A 20,244-nucleotide genomic window follows, 5' to 3' on the forward strand; every position below is an offset into this window, starting at 1 on the left:
CCGCCACCCATGATCAACTCGCCTTCCAGGAAGTCGCGGCATCCAAGCGCCCCGGACACCGCGACATCCAGGAAGCCGAGTCGATCAAGCGCCAGACGACGGCCCGGGGCAGCGCGAACCCACCCGCTCGATCAACACCAGACCGCCGATATTGCGGCGTCCAGCGCACCGGGACACCGCCACACCGGCGAAACGGAGTCGATCAAGGGCGGAGTCCCGGCTCGGCGCACCCGGTGACCCCGGCTGCCGGCGGGCGGTGCGATCGGCGCGTACGGACGCCTATGCTGGCCGATGGACATCCGCCCCCGAGGCCGGCCCCGCGCCGCCCACGGCGGCCCGTCGCGATTGCCGTGTCTACCCCGTCAGGAGCCCGCCCGACATGACCCAGTCCCCCGCCGTGCGTACCCCCGGCCGGCCCGGTCCGGCCCGCATCGGCGAGCGAGCCGCCCGTACCCTCGTCACGGAGCTGGCCCGGCTCAACGACCCGAAGGCCGCGCTGCTGGTCGGCGGGACCCCGCAGTCCGCGGTGCTGGCCGCGGCGATCGAGGCGCTGCTGCCCGGTGACCGGCTCACCGTGGTACCCGCCGAGGGATGCTCGGCGGCCGCGCTGCGCGAGCACGTCACGGCCCAGGGCCGGTGGGTCGCCGAGCGGGTACGGGTGGCCGACTCCCTCACCGAGGCCGACCCGGCCGAGGTGGTGATCGCCGCCGAGCCGCTGCTCGGCACGGCCGAGGAGACCCGGGCCGCGATCGAGACGCTGACCAAGTACCTCGGTGACGGCGCGGTGCTCAGTGTGGCGACCGCCGCCGCGCCCGGTCGGACCGTCGGTGCGGCCGGCGAGCTGGAGCGGCAGGGCGCGCTCCACGGCGTCGGCGCCGACCTGGTGCTGCGCAACTCGCCGCCGGTGCGGCTCTACCGGCTCCGGTTCACGCCAGCGGGCCCGTCCGCGGCGGACCGGCTCGCTCCCGCACACCGCCCGTCGAGCGTGCCGCTGACCCGGACCATGCACATCGACTCCAACGGCGTGGCCGCGGCCGGCATCTCCCTCGGCCTGGCGGCGCTGGCCCGCCTGGCCCGGCCGAAGTCGAAGCTCTGGCTGCTGCCCGCGCTCGCCGCCGGTCCGGTCGCCGCGTTCTTCCGGGACCCGGAGCGGGACGTGCCCGAGGACCCGTCGGCCGTGGTGGCCGCCGCGGACGGGCAGGTCCTGTCGGTGCAGCGCCTGCACGATGCGCGCTTCGGCGACGGGGAGTGGCTGCGGATCGCGGTGTTCCTGTCGGTCCTCGACGTGCACGTGAACCGCGCCCCGGTGGCCGGGAAGGTGGTCGACTACTTCGTGGCCGACGGCGGGTTCGTCAACGCCATGAAGCCGGACGCCGAGCACAACGTGGCCGCGTACACGGTCCTCGACACCACGCACGGCACGGTGGTGGTCGCGCAGCGGACCGGGCTGATCGCCCGCCGGATCGTGCAACGGGCGCCGATCGGCACGCTACTGGCGAAGGGCGAGCGCTTCGGGTTGATCCGGTTCGGCTCGCGCACCGACGTCTACCTTCCGGCTGACGCCGCCGACCCGCTGGTCGGCCCCGGCGACAAGGTGGTCGGTGGTTCCACGGTGCTCGCCCGCTGGCGCTGACCGGCACGTACGAAAGAAGGGGCGCCGCGAACCCGCGGCGCCCCTTCTTTCGTGTACGGGGTCAGGCGGCGCGGCGCTGGCGGAGCCAGAGCACGGGCCCGCTGACCAGGTAGCCGACCACGACGAGCGCGAAGGTGAGCCGGATGTCCACGAGCGCGCCGACCACGGGGGCGAGCCAGAGCCACGGCGGCAGCTTCACGAGCCGGGCCAGCTTGGCGTACGGGAAGCTGGACACCATCGCGAACGCGAGCAGCGCCACGCCCGCCAGCAGCACCGGGCCGGGAACGGGCAGGCCGATGGCGACGGTCAGCGCGAGCACCGCGGCGGCCATGGTGGTGGGCACGCCGCAGAAGAAGCGGCCGTCCTTCGGCGAGACGTTGAACCGGGCGAGCCGGATCGCGGCGCAGGCCGCCACGAGCGCGCACGCCACGGCGGCGGCCGCCGTCGAGACGGAACCGGCGAGCGAGGCGTACACCACGACCGGCGCCGCGAGACCGAACGAGCACATGTCGGCCAGCGAGTCCATCTGCGCGCCGAACGGGCTTGCCACGCCGAGCTTGCGGGCCAGCGCGCCGTCCAGGCCGTCGAACGCCACGCAGGCGATGAGGCAGAGCGCGGCGACGCGTACCTCACCCTGCATGGCCAGGAAGATCGCGAGCATGCCCAGTGTCAGGCTGCTCAGCGTGCACGCGTTGACCAGGGCGAACTTGGCCCGCCGGGTGGCGGTGCGCTCGCCGGGGAGCAGCGGGATCGACCGGGCCGCGTCGTCGGGCTCGGCGACGGGCGCCACGGCCGGGCTGACCGGCATGACCGCTTCGATCTCCGCCCGGCCGAACCGGTCGAAGCCGTAGCGCCGGCGGCGGTCGGCGTAGCGGGGCTCGACGAGCGCCGTTTCGGTGCCGCCGGGCAGGTCGCCGTCACGGCGACCCACGCGGACCAGCAGCACCTGCCGGGCGAATGTGCTGCTGCGGCGCAGCGGGCCCGCCCAGCGACGCCCTGCGGGGCGCGGACTGTCAGTCGTACGACGCCGGCGCCATGGGGCTCTCGGCACGCTTCCTCCATCACCGGATCGGCTGGCCGCCGCTGGGGGCGGGCGTCCGGCTGTCTCGTGCCGGACCTTTCCTGGCCCGGCAGCCGTTGTGCGGAGTACACCATCGCACAGGGAACGGCGGTTGGCGATAGCTGTCGGGGGCTTATATCTCCGTAAACGGCACGACCAGCACCGTTGTTCCCAACCCGGGCTTCATCGCCCGTTCCGCCATCATTTCCCACCCCGACTGTACCGGAGCCCGGCATCCTCGGCGCGGCTGGCGAGTGTTACCGACCCGGACGTCCCGTTACCTGCCCCGGCGTCCGGTGGCCCGGGCCGCGATCTCGGTCAGCGGCAGCCCCACGAGCTGGTCGCGGGTGAACCAGGCGGCCTCCGCGGTCGAGCCGCCGGCCAGCTCCGTGATCCGGGGCTCGGTCGGCGCGTCGACCACCACCCGGTAGATCACGCGTACGCCGTGCCAGTCCAGCGGGCGTCCCTCCGGGCCGAGCGCGGCGGGGTTGTGCAGGTTGTCGATTCCGATCAGGTCGGTCACCCGGCCCAGCTGGCCGGACTCCTCCACGAGTTCGCGCAGCAGCGCGGGCACCGGCTGCTCGCCGTGGTCGGTCCCGCCGCCGGGCAGGTGCCACCGGCCCGCGCCCGGGTATCCCTCGGCGATCATCGTGAGCAGGATCCGCCCGTCCGGGTCGGTGACCAGCCCGTACGCCCCGAAGCGCAGGCGGCGGTCGGCGGGCGGCGGCGGAAAGGCCGCCGGACCGGCCTGCCCGGCCGGCAGCGGGGTGACCGGCAGGCCGAGCAGTTCGGCCGTGAACGGCATCAACGGCAGGTCTGCCGCCTCCTGCGCGGTGACCCAGCGCGCCTGGTCGGTCGCGCCCTCCCCCTCGTCGCGCAGGGTGCCACCGATCACGGTCAGGTCGAAGACCACCCGGTCGGTGTGCAGGGCCACGTCGGCCAGCGGGAACGAGATCACGTCCGCGACCACGGCCCGCAGGTCGGTGACCTCGACGGTCAGCCCGGTCTCCTCGGTGACCTCGCGGACCACCGCGTGGGCGGGGTGTTCAGCGTGTTCGACGTCGCCACCGGGGACCTGCCAGATGCCGGGGAAGTGGGCGCTGGCGGAGCCGCGTACGAGCAGCAGCCGGTCGTCGTCGCGGCAGAGCCCGTACGCGCCCACCCGCCGTCGCTGCTCCATGCCCGCCCCCCGCGCCCCGACGCGCCCGTCCGTCGATCATGAAGTTATCGCCGCCCGTCACGGCGTGTCCTGACAATAACTTCATGATCGCCGGGAAGGGCGGTGGGTGGGGACGGGGGGCGGGGGGCGGGGGTCAGGTCAGGCGGGCAGCCTGGACGGCCTCCGCGGTCACCTCGGTGAGGCGGTCGGCGGGGAGGGCGCCGAGCTCCTCCGGGGCGAACCAGCGGGCCTCGCAGGTGGAACCGCCGACGTCAGCGACCGTGGGCGGGGCAGGCTGGTCGACCACCACCCGGTAGAAGGCGCGGACGCCGTGCCAGTCGATCGGGTAGCCCTCGGGGCCGAGGGAAGCGGCGTCCCGGTGGCTGGCCACGCCGAGCAGGCCGACCAACCGGCCCGTCTGCCCGGTCTCCTCGACCAGCTCACGGATCAGCGCCGCCCCGGGCTGCTCGCCGTAGTCGGTGCCGCCGCCGGGCAGGTGCCAGCGGCCGGCGCCCGGGTAGCCGTCGGAGACCCGGGTGAGCAGCACCCGGTCGTCCGGATCGGTGCAGACCGCGTACGCCGCGAAGCGCTGCGCCCGGTGCAGGCCGTCCGGACCGGGCACCGCGTAGAAGGAGGGGAACTCGGGCGCCTCCTCGGGGACCACGTCGGCCGAGGCGGCCGGGAGGTCGAGTGCCCGCGCGGTGAACGCGCGCAGCGGCAGCTCGGCGGCCTCCTCGCGGGTGAACCACCGGGCCAGGTCGGTCGGCCGGTCGACCCGGTCGGTGAGGGTGCCGCCCCGCACCGAGACGCGGTAGACGAGCCGGTCGGTGTGGATCGTGATGCCCCGCTCGGGCAGCGCCCGCATGTCGGCCAGGACGTCCTGCAGACCCGTCACGGCGACCGACAACCCGGTCTCGGCGGCGGTCTCCCGTACGACGGTGTGGTTCGGGTCCTCGCCGTGGTCGACCGCGCCCCCGGGCAGCGACCACGTGCCCGGTGTGCCGGATCGCTCCGATGCCCGGACCAGCAGCACCCGACCGGCCGAATCAGCACAAACTGCGTATGCCGCGATCCTGCGGAGCGGCGAGAGCGTGGTGGTCACGGGAAAAAATTCTCCCCCGGGCGGGTTACCGGCATCGAAAAGAGTCAGATTCCTGACTCAAGGCTCCCGGCTCAGGGGGCGATCAGGGTAGGGATCCGGGCAGTCACCGAGGTCGCTACGCCGCCCCGCGCGGAGGGTGGAGACATGAACGCCACCATCCCTCCCCAGCCTCCGTACAAGCAGCTCCGGCGACCGACCACGGACCGCATGGTGGCCGGTGTCGCCAGCGGCGTCGGCCGCTACTTCGACGTGGACCCCACCCTGGTCCGGGTGATCTTCGCGGTCACCGGTCTGCTGACCGGCGGGCTCGCGCTGATCGCGTACCCGATCATGTGGTTCCTCATGCCGGAGGAGCCGGCGGGCGCGCCGGCCTGGCCGCACCCGACGGGCGCCGCAGCGTACGCCCCGCCGCCCGCAGGCACCGCGTCGCCGCCCGCCGCCGGCCAACCGACGGGCCCCGCCCCGGCCGGGCCCTACCCGCCCGCCGGGCCGAGCCCGCGGACGATGCCCTACCCGCCGGCCGGACCGGGGCCGGCGCCGCAGGCACCGGCCGCCGGCTGAGCCGGGATCACTCCCACTCGATGGTGCCCGGCGGCTTGCTGGTCACGTCCAGCACCACACGGTTGACCTCGGCCACCTCGTTGGTGATCCGAGTGGAGATCCGGGCGATCACCTCGTAGGGCAGCCGGGACCAGTCAGCCGTCATCGCGTCCTCGCTGGAGACCGGGCGCAGCACCACGGGATGCCCGTAGCTGCGCCCGTCGCCCTGCACCCCGACGCTGCGTACGTCGGCGAGGAGCACGACCGGGAACTGCCAGACACCCCGGTCGAGGCCGGCGGCGCTCAGCTCCTCGCGGGCGATCAGGTCGGCCCGGCGGAGCAGGTCCAGGCGCTCCCGGTCGACCGCGCCGATGATCCGGATCGCCAGACCGGGGCCCGGGAACGGGTGCCGCCAGACCATCGCCTCGGGCAGGCCCAGCTCCAGGCCCAGCGCCCGGACCTCGTCCTTGAACAGCGTGCGCAGCGGCTCCACCAGCGCGAACTTCAGGTCCTCCGGCAGCCCGCCGACGTTGTGGTGGCTCTTGATGTTGGCGGTGCCGGTGCCGCCGCCGGACTCGACCACGTCGGGGTAGAGGGTGCCCTGCACGAGGAACTCCACGTCGCCGTGCGAGGCGATCTCCCGGGCCGCGGACTCGAAGACCCGGATGAACTCCCGGCCGATGATCTTCCGCTTCTGCTCCGGGTCGGTCACCCCGGCGAGCGCGCCGAGGAACCGGTCCGCGGCGTCGACCACCTTGAGCGTGATGCCGGTGGCCGCCACGTAGTCCTTCTCCACCTGCTCGGCCTCGCCGGCGCGCAGTAGACCGTGGTCGACGAAGACGCAGGTCAGCTGGTCGCCGATGGCCCGGTGCACGAGCGCCGCGGCGACCGCGGAGTCGACGCCGCCGCTCAGGGCGCAGATGACCTCCTTGTCACCGACCTGCTCGCGGATCCGGGCGACCTGCTCGTCGATGATGTTCTCCGGCGTCCAGGTGGGCTCGATGCCGGCGATGTCGTACAGGAAGCGGGTGAGCATCTCCTGGCCGTGCGCGGTGTGCCCGACCTCCGGGTGGAACTGCACGCCGGCCCGGCGGCCGGCCACGTCCTCGAAGGCGGCGACCGGTGCGCCCGCCGACTCGGCGGTCACCGTGAAGCCGGCCGGGGCCTCGGTCACGCAGTCGCCGTGGCTCATCCAGACCGGCAGGTCGTCGGGAAGTTCGCGGAGCAGCACACCGGCGTCCGGACGGGCGCGCAGCGGGGTGCCGCCGTACTCGCGGTTGCCGGTGTGGGCCACCGTGCCGCCGAGCGCCTGCGCCATGGCCTGGAAGCCGTAGCAGATGCCGAAGACCGGCACCCCGGCGGTGAACATGCCGGCGTCGACCTGGGGGGCCTCCGGCGCGTAGACGCTGGCCGGGCCGCCGGAGAGGATGATCGCGGCCGGATCCTTCGCCAGCATCTCGGCGACCGGCATGGTGTGCGGCACGATCTCGGAGTAGACCTTCGCCTCGCGCACGCGGCGCGCGATGAGCTGGGCGTACTGGGCTCCGAAGTCCACCACGAGGACGGGGCGAGGCATGCTCATGTGGGCCAAGCCTACCGACAGTCACGGACGAAGCCGCCACGCCCCGCCGACCACGCCCCCTGCCCCGCGATCTTGCACTTTCCGCCCCGACAATCCGGGACACACACCGCATTCCAGGGGCCAGAACTGCAAGATCGCGGAAGGGAGGATCAGGGTCTCAGCGCGGCGGGGGCTTCTGGGGGCACGGCGGGGTTGTGCGGGGGAACCGGGGGTAGGCGGCGGTACGGGGTGCCGAGCGGCGGGCGCGGGTCGTCCTCGCCCTCGTTCGGCCAGAAGGACATCGCCCGCTCGGCCTGCGCGGTGATCGTGAGCGACGGGTTCACCCCGAGATTGGCCGTGACCGCCGCCCCGTCCACCACGTGCAGCCCCGGGTGCCCGTAGACCCGGTGGTACGGGTCGATCACCCCGTCGGCCGGGGTGGCGCCGATCGCCGCCCCGCCCAGGATGTGCGCGGTCACCGGGATGTCGAACGGCTCGGTCAACGCACCGCCCGGCGTACCCCCGATCTCGTCGGCGAGCAGCCGCGCCGCGGTGTTGCCGGCCGGGATCCAGGTCGGGCTCGGCTCGCCGTGGCCGGGGGTCGTGACCAGCCGCCGCCCGAGCAGCCCGCGCCGCCATCGGGTGGTCAACGAGTTGTCGAGCGACTGCATCACCAGGGCGATCACGGTGCGCTCGGACCAGTCGCGGACGGAGAGCAGCCGGGCGGCCGTGCCGGGCTGGCGCAGCAGGACCCCGAACCAGCGCCGGAGGCGGTGCGGGCCGCCGTCGACCAGCAGGGACTGGAGCAGGCCCATGGCGTTCGAGCCGCGCCCGTAGCGGACCGGCTCGATGTGGGTCTGCGGGTCGGGGTGGAACGAGCTGGTGATCGCCACGCCCTCGGTGAAGTCGACGCCCCGGGCCCGGGCCTGCCCTCGGGGCACCGAGGCGCCGAGGATCGCCTCCGAGTTCGTCCGGGTCAGCTCGCCCACGCGCGGGGAGAGCCCGGGCAGCGCGCCGGTCGTCCGCATCTCGTGCAGCAGCCGCTGGGTGCCGAGCGCGCCGGCGGCGAAGACGACCTGGTCGGCGTGGAACACCTGCGCCCGCCGGCGCAGCCACGCCCCGGTGCGGACGGTGCGCACCTCGTACCCGCCGCCCTCGGCCGGGCGGACGGCGGTCACCGTGGTGAGCGGGTGCACCCGCGCGCCGAGCCGCTCGGCCAGCCAGAGGTAGTTCTTGACCAGCGTGTTCTTCGCCCCGTGCCGGCAGCCGGTCATGCAGGAGCCGCAGTGCGTGCACCCGGTGCGCTCCGGGCCGGCCCCACCGAAGTACGGGTCGGCGACGCGCTCGCCGGGGCGTCCGATGTGCACGCCCACCGGGGTGGCGTGGAAGGTGTGCCCGACCCCCATCCGCCCGGCCACCGCCCGCATCGCCCGGTCCGCGCCGGTGTCGAGCGGGTACGTGGTGACGCCGAGCATCCGCTTCGCCTGGTCGTAGTGGCGGGCCAGCTCGTCGCGCCAGTCGGTGATCTCCCGCCACTGCGGATCGGTGTAGAACGCGGGCAGCGGCTCGTAGAGGGTGTTCGCGTAGACCAGGCTGCCGCCGCCCACCCCGGCGCCGGAGAGCACCAGCACCCCGCCTCCGGCGCGGCGGTCGGCCGAGCGCAGCAGCGTGATCCGTTGGATGCCGTAGCAGCCGAGCCGCGGCGCCCAGAGGAAACGCCGCAGCCGCCAGGACGTCTCCGGGAACTCGTCGTCGGCGAAGCGCCGCCCGGCCTCCAGCACGCCCACCGAGTAGCCCTTCTCGGCCAACCGCAGCGCCGTGACGCTGCCACCGAAGCCGGACCCGATGACCACCACGTCGTACCGCATGACCGCATCATTACCGGCCGGTAGCCATCGCGCCAGGGGCGTTTTCGCGCGATCATCCACAGCACCGCGCCGCACCGGCGCCCCGGCCGCAACCGGGGCACCCGTCGGAACGTCACAGAGGTACGGGTGGAAGGGGTCGCGAGATGACATTGGGGTCGGGGCTCACGCGCCGCCGGTGGCTGCTCGGCGCGCTGCTGCTCGCCGCGATCGTGCTGGTCACGGCCGGCGGGGTGGTGGCCGTCCGGCTGGCCGGCGACCGGGGCGCGGAGCCGGGGGCGGCGACGCCCACCGCCTCGGCGAGCCCGTCCCCCACCACGGCCGCCCCGTCCCCCACCGCGTCCAGCCCGTCGCCGCCGCCGGGCGCCGACATCACGGGCCCGCTCAACCTGCTGCTCGTGGGAGTGGACACCCGGGTGAGCGTCCCCGGGTGGGAGCCGCACGCCGACGCCGTGCTGGTGCTGCACGTGCCGCGCGGGCTCGGCCGCGCGTACCTCTTCTCCCTCCCCCGCGACCTGCTCGTCGACATCCCGGCCTTCCCGAAGGCCGGCTACCGTGGCGGGCGGACGAAGCTGACCCACGCGATGAGCTACGGCAGCCGGGTGCCGGGCCGCCCCAAGCAGCCGGACACCGCCCAGGGGTACGAGCTGCTGCGCAGCACCGTGAGCGGCTACACCGGGCTGCGCATCGACGCCGGCGCGGTGATCACCTTCAACGGCTTCGACCGGCTCGTGGACAGCCTCGGCGGGGTCGACCTGTACGTCGACCAGCGGGTCGTGTCGCGGCACCGGCAGCCGGACGGCCGGCACCGGGAGCCCGGCGCGGGCGGGTACGTCGGCCCGCAGATGGTCTACGAGAAGGGCAGCCGCCACCTGACCGGCTGGCAGGCGCTGGACTACGCCCGGCAGCGGTACCTCACCGGCGGCGACTACAGCCGGCAGCGCCACCAGCAGCAGCTGATCCGCGCGCTCGTCCGGAAGATCCTGGACCAGGGCCTCGCCCGCGACCCGGACCGGGTCCAGCAGGTCACCGACGCGCTCGGCGACACGCTCGTGTACGCGGGCGGCGGGCGGCGGCTCGTGGACCTCGCGTACGCCCTGGGCGGCCTGCCGGCGGACCGGTTCGTGCTGGTCGGCCTCCCGGGCTCCTCGGTCGGTTCGGGCGGCGCCTACCGCGGCGAGCAGCTGACCTCCGTCGGCCGCCGGTTCCTCACCGAGCTCCGCGCCGGGCGCGCCGACGCCTACCTGTCCGACCACCCGACCCTGCGGGTAAAGGCCTGACCCGACCCCCCCGCCCCGCGATCTTGCACTTTCGGCCCCCGGTACGCGGCTTTCACCCCGAATGCCCGGGCACAAACTGCAAGATCGCGGGGAGGGGGCGGGGGCCGCGGGCGCGCGGGGGCGGGGTTAGAGGGGTTTTGGGTTTTCGGGGCGGGTTGTGCCGTAGAGCCACGCGTCGAAGAGGGGCTTGAGCTTCTTGCCGGAGACACGTTCGGCGAGCGCGATGAACTCGGCGGTCGAGCCGTTGCCGTTGCGCTTCTCCGCGGCCCACGTCTTCAGGATCTCGAAGAACGCCTTGTCGCCGACCGCCACCCGCAGCGCGTGCACGGTCATCCCGCCGCGCTGGTAGACCGACGCGCTGAACAGGTTCTCCACACCCGGCTTGCCCGGCGGGGTCCGCCAGAGCTGCGCGGGAGAGCCGGTGAAGCGGGTGGCGAAGGTCGCCTCGGCCCGCCGGCCCTCACTGTGCTCGGCCCACAGCCACTCGGCGTACGTGGCGAGCCCCTCGTTGAGCCAGATGTCCTGCCACCGGGTCAACGACACGCTGTCCCCGTACCACTGGTGCGCCAGCTCGTGCGCCACGACGTCGGTGTTCGTGCCCTGCCGGAAGAACCCGACCGAGTAGACGGGCCGCGACTGCGTCTCCAGCGCGTACCGGATCCGCTGGTCCGACACCACCACCCCGCCGTACGCCTCGAACGGGTACGGCCCGAAGACGCTCTCCAGGTAGTCGGCGACCTCCACCGTCTTCGCGATCGACGCGTCCGCCGCGCCCTCGGGGATGTCGCTCTCCACCGCGCTGTAGACCGGCCGTCCCTTGTGCTCGCCGGTGGTGACCCGGAGCTTGCCGATCACCACGAAGCTCAGGTAGCTGGCCATCGGCGCCCGCTCCGACCACTTCCAGGTGGTCCAGCCGGCGCGGGTCGCCTTACCGGCCGGCACCCCGTTGCTGACCGCGGTCAGTCCGTCCGGGACGGTCACCTCGAAGTCGTACGTGGCCTTGTCCGACGGGTGGTCGTTGACGGGGAACCAGGTGCTCGCCGACTCCGGCTGGCCGAGCGCGATCGCGCCGTCCTGCGTGTGGAGGAAACCGCCCTCGCCGAGCACCTCGTTCTCCAGCGGCTCCGGCTCGCCCTCGTACGCGATCTCGGTCACGAAGCCGTTGCCCGCGATCAGGCCGTGGGCCGGCGTCACCACCAGCTCGTCGTCCTTGCGGGTGTGCTTCGCCGGTGCGCCGTCCACCGTCACCGAGCGCACGGTCAGCCCGGCCAGGTCGAGGTTGAACGCCGACAGGTCGGCGGTGGCCGCCGCGTGCACCGTCGTGGTGCCGGTCAGCCGGTCCTCCGCCGGGTCGTAGCGGACCTTCACCGTGTACCGGCCGACGTCGTAGCCGCCGTTGCCGTAGCTGGGGAAGTACGGGTCGCCCGCGCCGGCGGCACCGGGCTTGAACTGCCGGGCGGCGGGCGACGACGGCGCGTCGGCCGGCGCCGGACCGGGGCCGGCCGGCGACGAGTCGCAACCGGCCAGCAGCGCCCCGGTCAGCAGCAGACCGGAGCCCACCCGCAGTGCCCGCCCTGGCAGCCCCATCGTCTCGCCCTCCCGCAGTGCCGAGACGGCTCCCGCGCCCGTCCGCCGGCGCCCCGGGCCGCCCCGCCGCCCCCGCAAGGTGCGGGCACGCGGCACCTCGTCGCCCGGTCCGTCCGCGGCAGCCTACCCACAGACCATCACGGGGCCGTCACGGTAGGGCGGGCGGGCTGCCGCCCACGAGCCACGCGTCGAACAGCGACCGCAGCTGCCGGCCGGCGACCCGTTCGGCGAGGGCCACCAGGTCCTGCGTGCTGCCGTTGCCGTCGCGCCGCTCGGCCGTCCATCCGCGCAGGATCCGGAAGAAGGCGTCGTCGCCGACGGTCCGGCGCAGCGCGTGCACGGCCAGGGCGCCGCGCTTGTAGACGGCGCTGCCGAACATCGCGTCGCGGCCGGGATCCACCGAGGGCGCCGACCAGTCGGTGGTCGCGTACTGCGCCTCGAAGGCACGCTGGGCGGTCCGGCCGCCGTCGTGCTCCTCCCAGAGCCATTCGGCGTACGTGGCGAAACCCTCGTTGATCCAGATGTCGCTCCAGCGGGTCAGCGAGACGCTGTCGCCGAACCACTGGTGGGCCAGTTCGTGGGCCACCACGCTCGGGTTCGGCCGGCCGTCCAGGAAGAAGCCCGGCCCGTACACCGGCCGCGACTGGGTCTCCAGCGCGTACCCGATCCGGTCGTCGGCCACCGCGATCCCGCCGTACGCCTCGAACGGGTACGGCCCGAAGCGGCTGGCCAGGAAGTCGGCGATCTCGCCGGTGCGGGCCAGCGAGGTGGCGGCCGGGCCGGTCTCCGGCTCGCCGGCGGGCACCGCCGTGACCATGGGCCGGCCCGCGTGGGTGCCGCTGGCCACCCGGTAGTTCCCGATCACCAGCGTGGTGAGGTAGCTGGCCATCGGGGACCGCTCGCTCCACCGCCAGGTGGTCCAGCCGCCGTCGTCGCTTCTCGGCCCGGGCACCCCGTTGCTGAGCGCCGCGAGCCCGTCGGGGACGGTCACCGCGATGTCGTAGGTGGCCTTGTCCGACGGGTGGTCGTTGACCGGGTACCAGGTGGCCGCCGAGTCGGGTTGGCCGAGCGCTATCGCGCCGTCGTCGGTGTGCAGGAACCCGCCGGAGCCCAGCGCGCCGTCGGTGGTCGGGGCCGGTACGCCGCCGTACGCCACGTCGACGGTGAAGCGGGCGCCCCGGGCCAGCCCGCGGGACGGGGTGACGACCAGTTCGTCGCCGTTCCGGCGGTGCTCGGCCGCCGCGCCGTCGACGGTCACCCGGTCGACCGTGAGGCCCGCGAGGTCCAGGTTGAACCGGGACAGCCCCTGGGTGGCCGTCGCGGTCAGCTGCGCACGGCCGGTCAGCCGGTCGGTCGCCGGGTCGTACCGCACGTCGAGGGCGTAGTGGCCCACGTCGTACCCGCCGTTGCCGTGCCCCGGCACGTACGGGTCGCCGAGGTCGGCGCTGCCCGGCCGGAACGGCGCGTCCTCATCGGAGGGTGTGCAGCCGGACGCGGCCAGCACGACCACGAGCGCGGCGGCGAGCACCGACCGGGGGGAGATACGTCGCACCGGCCGAGCCTATCGGCGCGGCCGGTGCGGCAGGGTGCGTTCGTGCAGGTCAGCGGTCGAGGACCAGGCCCACCTTCTGGAACTCCTTGAGGTCCCGGTAGCCGCACTTGGCCATGGCCCGGCGCAGCCCGCCGAAGAGGTTGAGCTGGCCGTCGGGCTCGTCGGCGGGGCCGAAGAGGACCTGCTCCATGGTGCCGAGCGGCTCATTGGCGGGCTCGAACGCGCCACGCGGCAGCGACGGGTGGCTGGCCGCCGAGTGCCACCAGGCGCCACCGGCCGGTGCCTCCTCGCAGAGCGACAGCGGCTCGCCGAGCATGACGGCGTCCGCGCCGCAGCCGAGTGCCTTGGCGATGTCGCCGGAGGTCTGCATGTCGCCGTCGGCGATGAGGTGCACGTACCGGCCGCCGGTCTCGTCGAGGTAGTCACGGCGGGCCGCCGCCGCGTCGGCGATCGCGGTCGCCATGGGCACCCGGATGCCGAGCACCGACTCGGTGGTCGACCAGTCGTCGCCGCCGATGCCGACGATCACGCCGGCCGCGCCGGTGCGCATCAGGTGCAGCGCCGTCTTGTAGTCGGTGCAGCCGCCCACGATGACCGGCAGGTCGAGGTCGGCGATGAACTCCTTGAGGTTCAGCGGCTCGTCGGTCGTCGAGACGTGCTCGGCGGAGACGATGGTGCCCTGGATGACCAGGATGTCCACGCCGGCGTCCAGGATCACCGGGGCGAGCGCCAGGGTGTGCTGCGGGGACACCCGCACCGCCACCGTGCCGCCGCCAGCCCGCAGCTCGCGTACGCGCTCCGCGATCAGGTCGGGACGGATCGGCTCGGCGTACACCTCCTGGAGCCGCTTGGTGGCCGGGGCGTCCTCGTCGAGCCCGGCCAGCTCCTCGAGCACCTTGGTCGGGTTCTCGTAGCGGGTCCACAGGCCCTCGACGTTGAGCACGCCGAGGCCGCCGAGCTGCCCGAGCCGCACGGCCGAGGCGGGGCTCATCGTGGCGTCGGAGGGATGCCCGACGCACGGGATGCCGAACTGGTAGGCGTCGAGCTGCCAGGACGTGGAGACATCGTCGACGTCCCGGGTCCGGCGGCTCGGCACGATCGCGATGTCGTCCAGGTGGTAGCCGCGCTGCGCGGTCTTGCCCAACCCGATCTCGACCACGTCACGCATGGCTCGCTCCTGCTGGTGTCGGGGGTGATGGTGGGGGTCAGCGAGTGTGGTAGTTGGGCGCCTCGACGGTCATCTGGATGTCGTGCGGGTGGCTCTCCTTGAGCCCGGCCGCGGTGATCCGGATCAGCTGACCGCGCTCGTGGAGCTCGGGGATGCTCTCCGCGCCCGCGTACCCCATGGCCAGCCGCAGGCCGCCGACCAGCTGGTGGGCGACCCGGGACAGCGGCCCCCGGTACGGCACCTGGCCCTCGACGCCCTCCGGGACCAGCTTCTCGTCGCTGGTCACGTCCTGCTGGAAGTAGCGGTCCTTCGAGTACGACTTGGCCTGACCGCGGGACTGCATCGCGCCGAGCGAGCCCATGCCGCGGTACGCCTTGAACTGCTTGCCGTTGACAAAGATCAGCTCGCCGGGGCTCTCCTCGCAGCCGGCCAGCAGGCTGCCGAGCATCACCGTGTCGGCGCCGGCCACCAGCGCCTTGGCGATGTCGCCCGAGTACTGGATGCCGCCGTCGCCGATCACCGGCACGCCGGCCGGGCGGGCGGCCCGGGTGGCCTCCATGATCGCGGTGATCTGGGGGACGCCCACGCCGGCGACGATCCGGGTGGTGCAGATCGCGCCCGGGCCGACACCGACCTTGACGCCGTCGGCGCCGGCCTCGACCAGCGCACGGGCGCCCGCGTACGTGGCGATGTTGCCGCCCACGACGTCGACCGTCACGTCCTTCTTGAGCCGGCGGACCATGTCCAGCACCGCCCGCTGGTGGCCGTGCGCGGTGTCCACGATGAGCACGTCGACGCCCGCGTCGACCAGGGCCCGGGCCCGCTTGTACGAGTCCTCGCCGACGCCGATCGCGGCGGCCACGCGCAGCCGGCCCGCCTCGTCCTTCGTGGCGTCCGGGTACTGCTCGCTCTTGGTGAAGTCCTTCACGGTGATCAGCCCGCGCAGCCGCCCGGAGCCGTCCACGATCGGCAGCTTCTCCACCTTGTGCTGGCGCAGCAGGGCCAGCGCCTCGTCCTTGCTCACGCCGACCGGCGCGGTGATCAGCGGGGTGCGGGTCATGATCTCCCGGACCGGGGTGGCCGGGTCGGAGACGAACCGCATGTCCCGGTTGGTGACGATGCCGACCAGCTCGCCGTCGCCGTCGACCACCGGCACGCCGGAGATCCGGTACCGGCCGCAGAGCGCGTCGACGTCGCGGAGGGTGTCGTCGGGGCTGGCGGTCACCGGGTTGGTGATCATCCCGGACTCGGAGCGCTTCACGAGGTCGACCTGGAGCGCCTGGTCTTCCACGGACAGGTTGCGGTGCAGCACGCCGATGCCGCCCTGGCGGGCCATGGCGATCGCCATCCGGGCCTCGGTCACCGTGTCCATCGCGCTGGAGAGCAGCGGCACGGAGAGGGTGACGTTGCGGGTCATCCGGGTGACGGTGTTGACCCGGCTCGGCACCACGTCCGACTCGCCGGGCTGGAGCAGTACGTCGTCGAAGGTGAGGCCGAGCGGCACCACGCGGGCCGAGCCGGCGGGCAGCTCCGGCAGGTGGCCGCCCAGCTCGCCGTGATCGGCGCCGGCCGGAAGATCGGTGCTGGGCGAAAATTCCACGATTGCTCCCCTGAGCGGCTCGTACGGGCTTCGGCGAGGTGGCGCGGGCGGCACCGGAGCAGCGCCGCACGCGGCGCGCCTGACCATCGTACCCGTGCAGCTGAACGACCCCCGTCGCGCCGGGCCGGCCGGCGCGCGCCCGGGGGCGGGCATGGCCGGGGCGTTGGGTCTACGGTGAGGGGGTGCACGAGGAGCCCATCGACCCGTTCAACGGCGACCCGGCCGATCCGGCCGCGGGGCTGCACGATCCGGGCGACGACGCGCCGCTCGACCCGCTGACCGACGTCGAGCGGCAGGACGTGCTGGAGGACCTCGCCGACCTGGAGATCTACCAGGCACTCCTGGCGCCCATCGGGGTGCGCGGGCTGGTGATCGAATGCGAGGACTGCCGCGAGCCGCACTACTTCGACTGGGACCTGCTCCGGGGCAACCTGCGCCACCTGCTGAGCTCCGGCCGGCCGCGGGTGCACGAGCCGGCCTACGACCCGGATCCGGACCACTACGTCACCTGGGAGTACGCCCGGGGCTACGCCGACGGCGTCCACGACACGCTGAGCGAGGGCACCGACGGGGAGCCCGGGGCCGACGAGGCGCCCGCCGACCGTTGAGGCGGGTGGGGCGTCCGGCCGCGGCACCCGGCGCGGGGTCGCCCCGGAGGTGACGCCCCGGACCGGCTCAGGCCACCAGGCCGGCGCGGAAGCCAGCGGCCACCGCGTGCGCCCGGTCCCGGGCGCCGAGCTTGCGGAACAGCCGCCGGGCGTGCGTCTTGACGGTGTCCTCCGAGACGAACAGCTCCCGCCCGATCTCGGCGTTGCTCTTGCCCTCGGCCATGCCGAGCAGCACCTGGAGCTCGCGTTCGGTCAGCCCGATGGCCGCCCGCGCGGCCCGCACGTTCGAGGCCGGCGCCTGGCCGTCCGGCTGCCCGCCCTCCGGCTCGCCGCCGTTGCCCTCCGGGCCGTCGTCGCCGCGCTGTACGGGCACCACCGCCGGCACGCCGCCCGGCCCCTCCTCGGGGCCGGCCGTCCAGCCCGGGCCGGGTTCCCCGCCGCGCCGGCCGCCCGGCGCCGAGCGGGAGGGCCCGCCGACGGCCGCCGTGTCCCGCGCCGGGTCGGTGACCCGGTGCCGGGCCGCGCGCCCGGGCGCCGAGAGCAGCAGCAGCGCCTTCGCCACGGCGCTGGTGAGATCGTGGTCGGCGCCCTGGATCAGGCCGCGGGCGCCGGCGCTGATGGTGGCGGCGGCCGCCTCGGACTCCTCCGCGCCGAACAGCAGGACGGCCGCCTGCGGCGCCCGGGCCAGCACCCGCCGGACGAAACCGGCGCTGTCGGGCCGGGTGAGCGCCGTGTCGGCGAGCACCACGTCCGGCTGTCGTTCCGCGAGCCGCAACATCACCTCAGGATCGGAGACGGCGGTACGGACGACCGCGGACAGTCCGAGCCGGGCCGCGGCGGACGTGAGATGTTGCGCCGCAAGTGGTGTCCGGACGCACACAAGGACGGTACGCACTGTGGTCTCCTCTCCGCCCACGAGCAGACCATGACCGGGTGGGCTGGGGAGGAGGTTCCCGGCAATCCTCCGAACTTTTCCGACAGATGGGGCATATGCCGCAAGTTGTCGGAAGGTTTTGGATCACACACGTGTGAGTTGCGGAGCGTCCGGGTACCGGGAGATCCAGGCCGGGAAACGGTGCGCCTGTGCGGCCCGCCGCCCGGAAAGCCGGCCATGAGTATCTCGCGGTGCCGCGCGGGAGGAGGGATGCTGATGTCGAACGTACGTAGACTGCCCGGACCCATCGTCGATCTCTGGGACTGGCAGCGGCTCGGCGCCTGCCGTGGCCGGGACAGTGCCCAGTTCTTCCACCCGGACGGCGAGCGGGGATCGTCCCGCCTGCGCCGCGAGTCCGGCGCGAAGGCGGTCTGCCGCACCTGCCCGGTACGCGCCGAGTGCGCCGCGCACGCGCTGTCCGTCCGCGAGCCGTACGGCGTCTGGGGTGGCTTCAGCGAGTCCGAGCGGCTGCGCCTGCTCGCCATCGGCTGGGAGGACCTGGCCGACCGCCGCCAGACCCGGGTCGACGTCGCCCGGCTGGAGGCCCGCCTCGGCCGCCCGCACAAGTCGACCGTCCCGGCCCAGCGCAACGTCGCCTGAGCCTCCTCCCCCACCGCGATCTTCCGGCGCCGCGCCCCCTCCCCGGGCGCGGCGCCGGCGTTCGTCGGTGAGCGGGCTCAGCGGACGGTGACGCGTACGGTGTGCCAGCCCGTGGCGCCGTCCGGAACCACGTCCTGCTGGCGATCGGTCTGCGTCTCGCCCGTGGCGTCCGTGGCGCGCACCTGGAGCCGGTGCTCGCCCGGCGTGGCCTCCCACCGCCACGACCACTGCACCCACGTGTCCACCGAGACCGTGGGCGCCAGCTCTGCCTCCTGCCAGGGGCCGTCGTCGACGCGTACCTCGACCCGGCGGACGCCCCGGTGCTGCGCCCAGGCCACACCGGCCACCATGACCGGGCCGGCGGTCAGCCGGTTGCGCGCCCGGGGCGCGTCGATCCGCGACTGGGTCTTGATCGGTCCCTGTGCCGACCAGCCACGCGGCACCCAGTACGCGTCGAAGTCCGCGAAGCTGGTCAGCTCCAGCTCGGTCACCCACTTGCAGGCCGACACGTAGCCGTACAGACCGGGCACGACCATCCGCACCGGGAACCCGTGCTCCACCGGCAGCGGCTCGCCGTTCATCCCCACCGCCAGCAGCGCGTCCCGCCCGTCGCGCAGCACGGCCGTCGGGGTGCCGCAGGTCCAGCCGTCGACCGAGCGCCCCACCACCTGGTCCGCGCCCTCCTCCGGCCCGACCTCGTCCAGCAGGTCCCGGAGCGGGACGCCCAGCCACCGGGCGTTGCCGATCAGGTCCCCGCCCACCTCGTTCGACACGCAGGCGAGCGTCACGTACCGCTCGACCAGCGGCCGGGCCAGCAGGTCGGCGAAGCTCAGCGTGATCGGGTTGCGGACCCGGCCGTGGATGCGCAGCCGCCAGGTGTCCGGGTCGACCTGCGGCACCACGAGCGCCGTGTCGATCCGGTAGAAGCCGAAGTTCGGCGTGACGTAGGGCGCGAGCTGGGTCAGCGACAGGTCGGCCCCGGCGGGCACCGCGGGTGCGGGCGAGGCCGGAGCGGGCAGCACGACCGCCTCGCGGGCCGCGGACACCCCGCGCCGGCCGGCCAGCCAGCGCCCGCCGAGACCGGCCACGGCGGCCGCGCCGAGCAGCGCCCCGGTCCCGGTGAGGAAGCGGCGCCGGGACTCCGGGTCGGAGGTCTCCAGCGGCACGCCGGCGGACGCGGGCCCGGTGGTCGCGGGCCCGGCGGTCACGGGCCCGGCGGACGCGGGACCGGGGGTCACGGGCCCGGCCGCCGTCGCGGGCTCGGCGGCCACGGCGCCGATCGTGGGGCCTTGCTCAGGTGCCGCGGTGGCGTCCTGTCGAGCTGCCCCAGAAATGGGGCGCCCCATTTCTGGGGCAGCTCGACAGGGGACGGGGTCCACCGGCGGGGCCGTGGCCGTGGCCGTGGCCGTGGCCGTGGCCGGCGTCGCGGGCGCAGACGGCGCTGTGGGCGGGGTCCACGGCCAGGGGTCGAGCTCCAGCGGGCCGGCGACGAAGGCCCAGAGCACCAACGCGCCGGCGCCGGCGCCGACCAGTGACGGCAGGGCGTCGGCGGCGTCCGCGCCGGCCCGGGTCAGGGCTGCGGCCACGCCGAGCGCCCCGAAGGCAGCGATGCCCGCGAGACCGATCACGAGGCGGCGTACGGACAGCGCGCCCAGGAGCGCCGCGAAGCCGGCCAGCAGGACCGCCGTCCCGATCAGCAGGGCGGGCTTGTCGTACGTGCCGAAGAGGTCGATCGCGAACTGTTTGAGCGGTTCCGGCACGGCGTCGACGATCACTCCGCCGACCGCGACCAGCGGCGCCGACCGGGGGCCGGTCAGCACGGCCACCACTTCGGCGACGCCGATCGCCACGGCGGCGGCGGTGATCCCGGCCAGGGCGGCGAACCGGCGGGGGGTGGTGCTCATCGGCCCAGTGTTTCCGATCGACCGGGCCGGTCGGTAGTGCCGTCAGCGTTCGGTAAGAAGCGCCACGTACGCGTCGGGGCACACCGCCGGT

General features: G+C 74.2%; 15 protein-coding genes and 2 pseudogenes. 5 read left to right on the forward strand and 12 right to left on the reverse strand.

Annotated elements, in window-relative coordinates; all coding sequences use genetic code 11:
* The first annotated feature begins 379 nt into the window (after nucleotides 1–379).
* The gene (locus D7193_RS18810; RefSeq protein ID WP_120780823.1) at nucleotides 380–1,633 is read left to right on the forward strand and encodes a phosphatidylserine decarboxylase; all 1,254 of its coding nucleotides are present in this window, start codon (nucleotides 380–382) and stop codon (nucleotides 1,631–1,633) included.
* Between the two features lie 61 nt (nucleotides 1,634–1,694).
* Here the strand turns inward: D7193_RS18810 and D7193_RS18815 are convergent, their stop codons facing one another.
* The 3 genes from D7193_RS18815 to D7193_RS18825 all read right to left on the reverse strand — a co-directional run bounded on the left by D7193_RS18815 (nucleotide 1,695) and on the right by D7193_RS18825 (nucleotide 4,954).
* Complete coding sequence (locus tag D7193_RS18815; protein WP_120781365.1) at nucleotides 1,695–2,609, reverse strand: CDP-alcohol phosphatidyltransferase family protein; 915 nt, start codon at nucleotides 2,607–2,609, stop codon at nucleotides 1,695–1,697.
* Between the two features lie 361 nt (nucleotides 2,610–2,970).
* Nucleotides 2,971–3,873: an NUDIX hydrolase gene (locus tag D7193_RS18820; protein WP_120780824.1), complete on the reverse strand. Its 903-nt coding sequence runs from the start codon at nucleotides 3,871–3,873 to the stop codon at nucleotides 2,971–2,973.
* A 133-nt stretch (nucleotides 3,874–4,006) separates the two neighbouring features.
* Nucleotides 4,007–4,954, reverse strand: a complete 948-nt coding sequence (locus tag D7193_RS18825) for an NUDIX hydrolase (RefSeq protein ID WP_120780825.1) — start codon at nucleotides 4,952–4,954, stop codon at nucleotides 4,007–4,009.
* Between the two features lie 144 nt (nucleotides 4,955–5,098).
* On the opposite strand from D7193_RS18825, the gene D7193_RS18830 reads away from it, so the two are divergent.
* Nucleotides 5,099–5,515 (forward strand): PspC domain-containing protein, encoded by a 417-nt coding sequence (locus tag D7193_RS18830; RefSeq protein WP_120780826.1) that lies wholly within the window; start codon nucleotides 5,099–5,101, stop codon nucleotides 5,513–5,515.
* Nucleotides 5,516–5,522: 7 nt separating this feature from the next.
* Here the strand turns inward: D7193_RS18830 and guaA are convergent, their stop codons facing one another.
* Together guaA and D7193_RS18840 are read right to left on the reverse strand one after the other, a co-directional pair.
* Nucleotides 5,523–7,076, reverse strand: coding sequence for a glutamine-hydrolyzing GMP synthase (gene guaA, locus D7193_RS18835; RefSeq protein ID WP_120780827.1), 1,554 nt, complete (start codon nucleotides 7,074–7,076; stop codon nucleotides 5,523–5,525).
* A 149-nt stretch (nucleotides 7,077–7,225) separates the two neighbouring features.
* Nucleotides 7,226–8,923 carry an FAD-dependent oxidoreductase gene (locus D7193_RS18840; RefSeq protein ID WP_120780828.1) on the reverse strand — a complete coding sequence of 566 codons (1,698 nt, stop codon included), beginning with the start codon at nucleotides 8,921–8,923 and terminating at the stop codon, nucleotides 7,226–7,228.
* A gap of 143 nt (nucleotides 8,924–9,066) precedes the next feature.
* Between D7193_RS18840 and D7193_RS18845 the strand changes: the two genes are divergently transcribed.
* Nucleotides 9,067–10,200: an LCP family protein gene (locus tag D7193_RS18845; protein WP_120780829.1), complete on the forward strand. Its 1,134-nt coding sequence runs from the start codon at nucleotides 9,067–9,069 to the stop codon at nucleotides 10,198–10,200.
* Nucleotides 10,201–10,326: 126 nt separating this feature from the next.
* On the opposite strand, the gene D7193_RS18855 is transcribed toward D7193_RS18845, so the two are convergent.
* The 4 genes from D7193_RS18855 to guaB all read right to left on the reverse strand — a co-directional run bounded on the left by D7193_RS18855 (nucleotide 10,327) and on the right by guaB (nucleotide 16,107).
* Complete coding sequence (locus tag D7193_RS18855) at nucleotides 10,327–11,787, reverse strand: M1 family metallopeptidase (RefSeq protein WP_120780831.1); 1,461 nt, start codon at nucleotides 11,785–11,787, stop codon at nucleotides 10,327–10,329.
* Nucleotides 11,788–11,935: 148 nt separating this feature from the next.
* Nucleotides 11,936–13,339: a M1 family metallopeptidase gene (locus D7193_RS18860; protein WP_120780832.1), complete on the reverse strand. Its 1,404-nt coding sequence runs from the start codon at nucleotides 13,337–13,339 to the stop codon at nucleotides 11,936–11,938.
* A gap of 49 nt (nucleotides 13,340–13,388) precedes the next feature.
* Complete coding sequence (locus tag D7193_RS18865; protein ID WP_120780833.1) at nucleotides 13,389–14,507, reverse strand: GuaB3 family IMP dehydrogenase-related protein; 1,119 nt, start codon at nucleotides 14,505–14,507, stop codon at nucleotides 13,389–13,391.
* 37 nt (nucleotides 14,508–14,544) lie between these two features.
* Nucleotides 14,545–16,107, reverse strand: coding sequence for an IMP dehydrogenase (gene guaB, locus D7193_RS18870; protein ID WP_120780834.1), 1,563 nt, complete (start codon nucleotides 16,105–16,107; stop codon nucleotides 14,545–14,547).
* Nucleotides 16,108–16,289: 182 nt separating this feature from the next.
* On the opposite strand from guaB, the gene D7193_RS18875 reads away from it, so the two are divergent.
* On the forward strand, nucleotides 16,290–16,715 hold the full coding sequence (locus D7193_RS18875) for a DUF5319 domain-containing protein (RefSeq protein WP_120780835.1): 426 nt from the start codon (nucleotides 16,290–16,292) through the stop codon (nucleotides 16,713–16,715).
* A 67-nt stretch (nucleotides 16,716–16,782) separates the two neighbouring features.
* Here the strand turns inward: D7193_RS18875 and D7193_RS18880 are convergent, their stop codons facing one another.
* Complete coding sequence (locus tag D7193_RS18880; RefSeq protein WP_120780836.1) at nucleotides 16,783–17,610, reverse strand: helix-turn-helix transcriptional regulator; 828 nt, start codon at nucleotides 17,608–17,610, stop codon at nucleotides 16,783–16,785.
* Nucleotides 17,611–17,865: 255 nt separating this feature from the next.
* Between D7193_RS18880 and D7193_RS18885 the strand changes: the two genes are divergently transcribed.
* The gene (locus tag D7193_RS18885; RefSeq protein ID WP_120781366.1) at nucleotides 17,866–18,249 is read left to right on the forward strand and encodes a WhiB family transcriptional regulator; all 384 of its coding nucleotides are present in this window, start codon (nucleotides 17,866–17,868) and stop codon (nucleotides 18,247–18,249) included.
* 77 nt (nucleotides 18,250–18,326) lie between these two features.
* Here the strand turns inward: D7193_RS18885 and D7193_RS18890 are convergent.
* Nucleotides 18,327–19,523: pseudogene (locus D7193_RS18890) on the reverse strand (molybdopterin-dependent oxidoreductase); the annotation flags it as partial.
* A 159-nt stretch (nucleotides 19,524–19,682) separates the two neighbouring features.
* Nucleotides 19,683–20,153: pseudogene (locus D7193_RS34890) on the reverse strand (molybdopterin-binding oxidoreductase); the annotation flags it as partial.
* Nucleotides 20,154–20,244: the final 91 nt, after the last annotated feature.

Source organism: Micromonospora costi (assembly GCF_003626655.1).
Taxonomy (GTDB): Bacteria; Actinomycetota; Actinomycetes; order Mycobacteriales; family Micromonosporaceae; genus Micromonospora; species Micromonospora costi.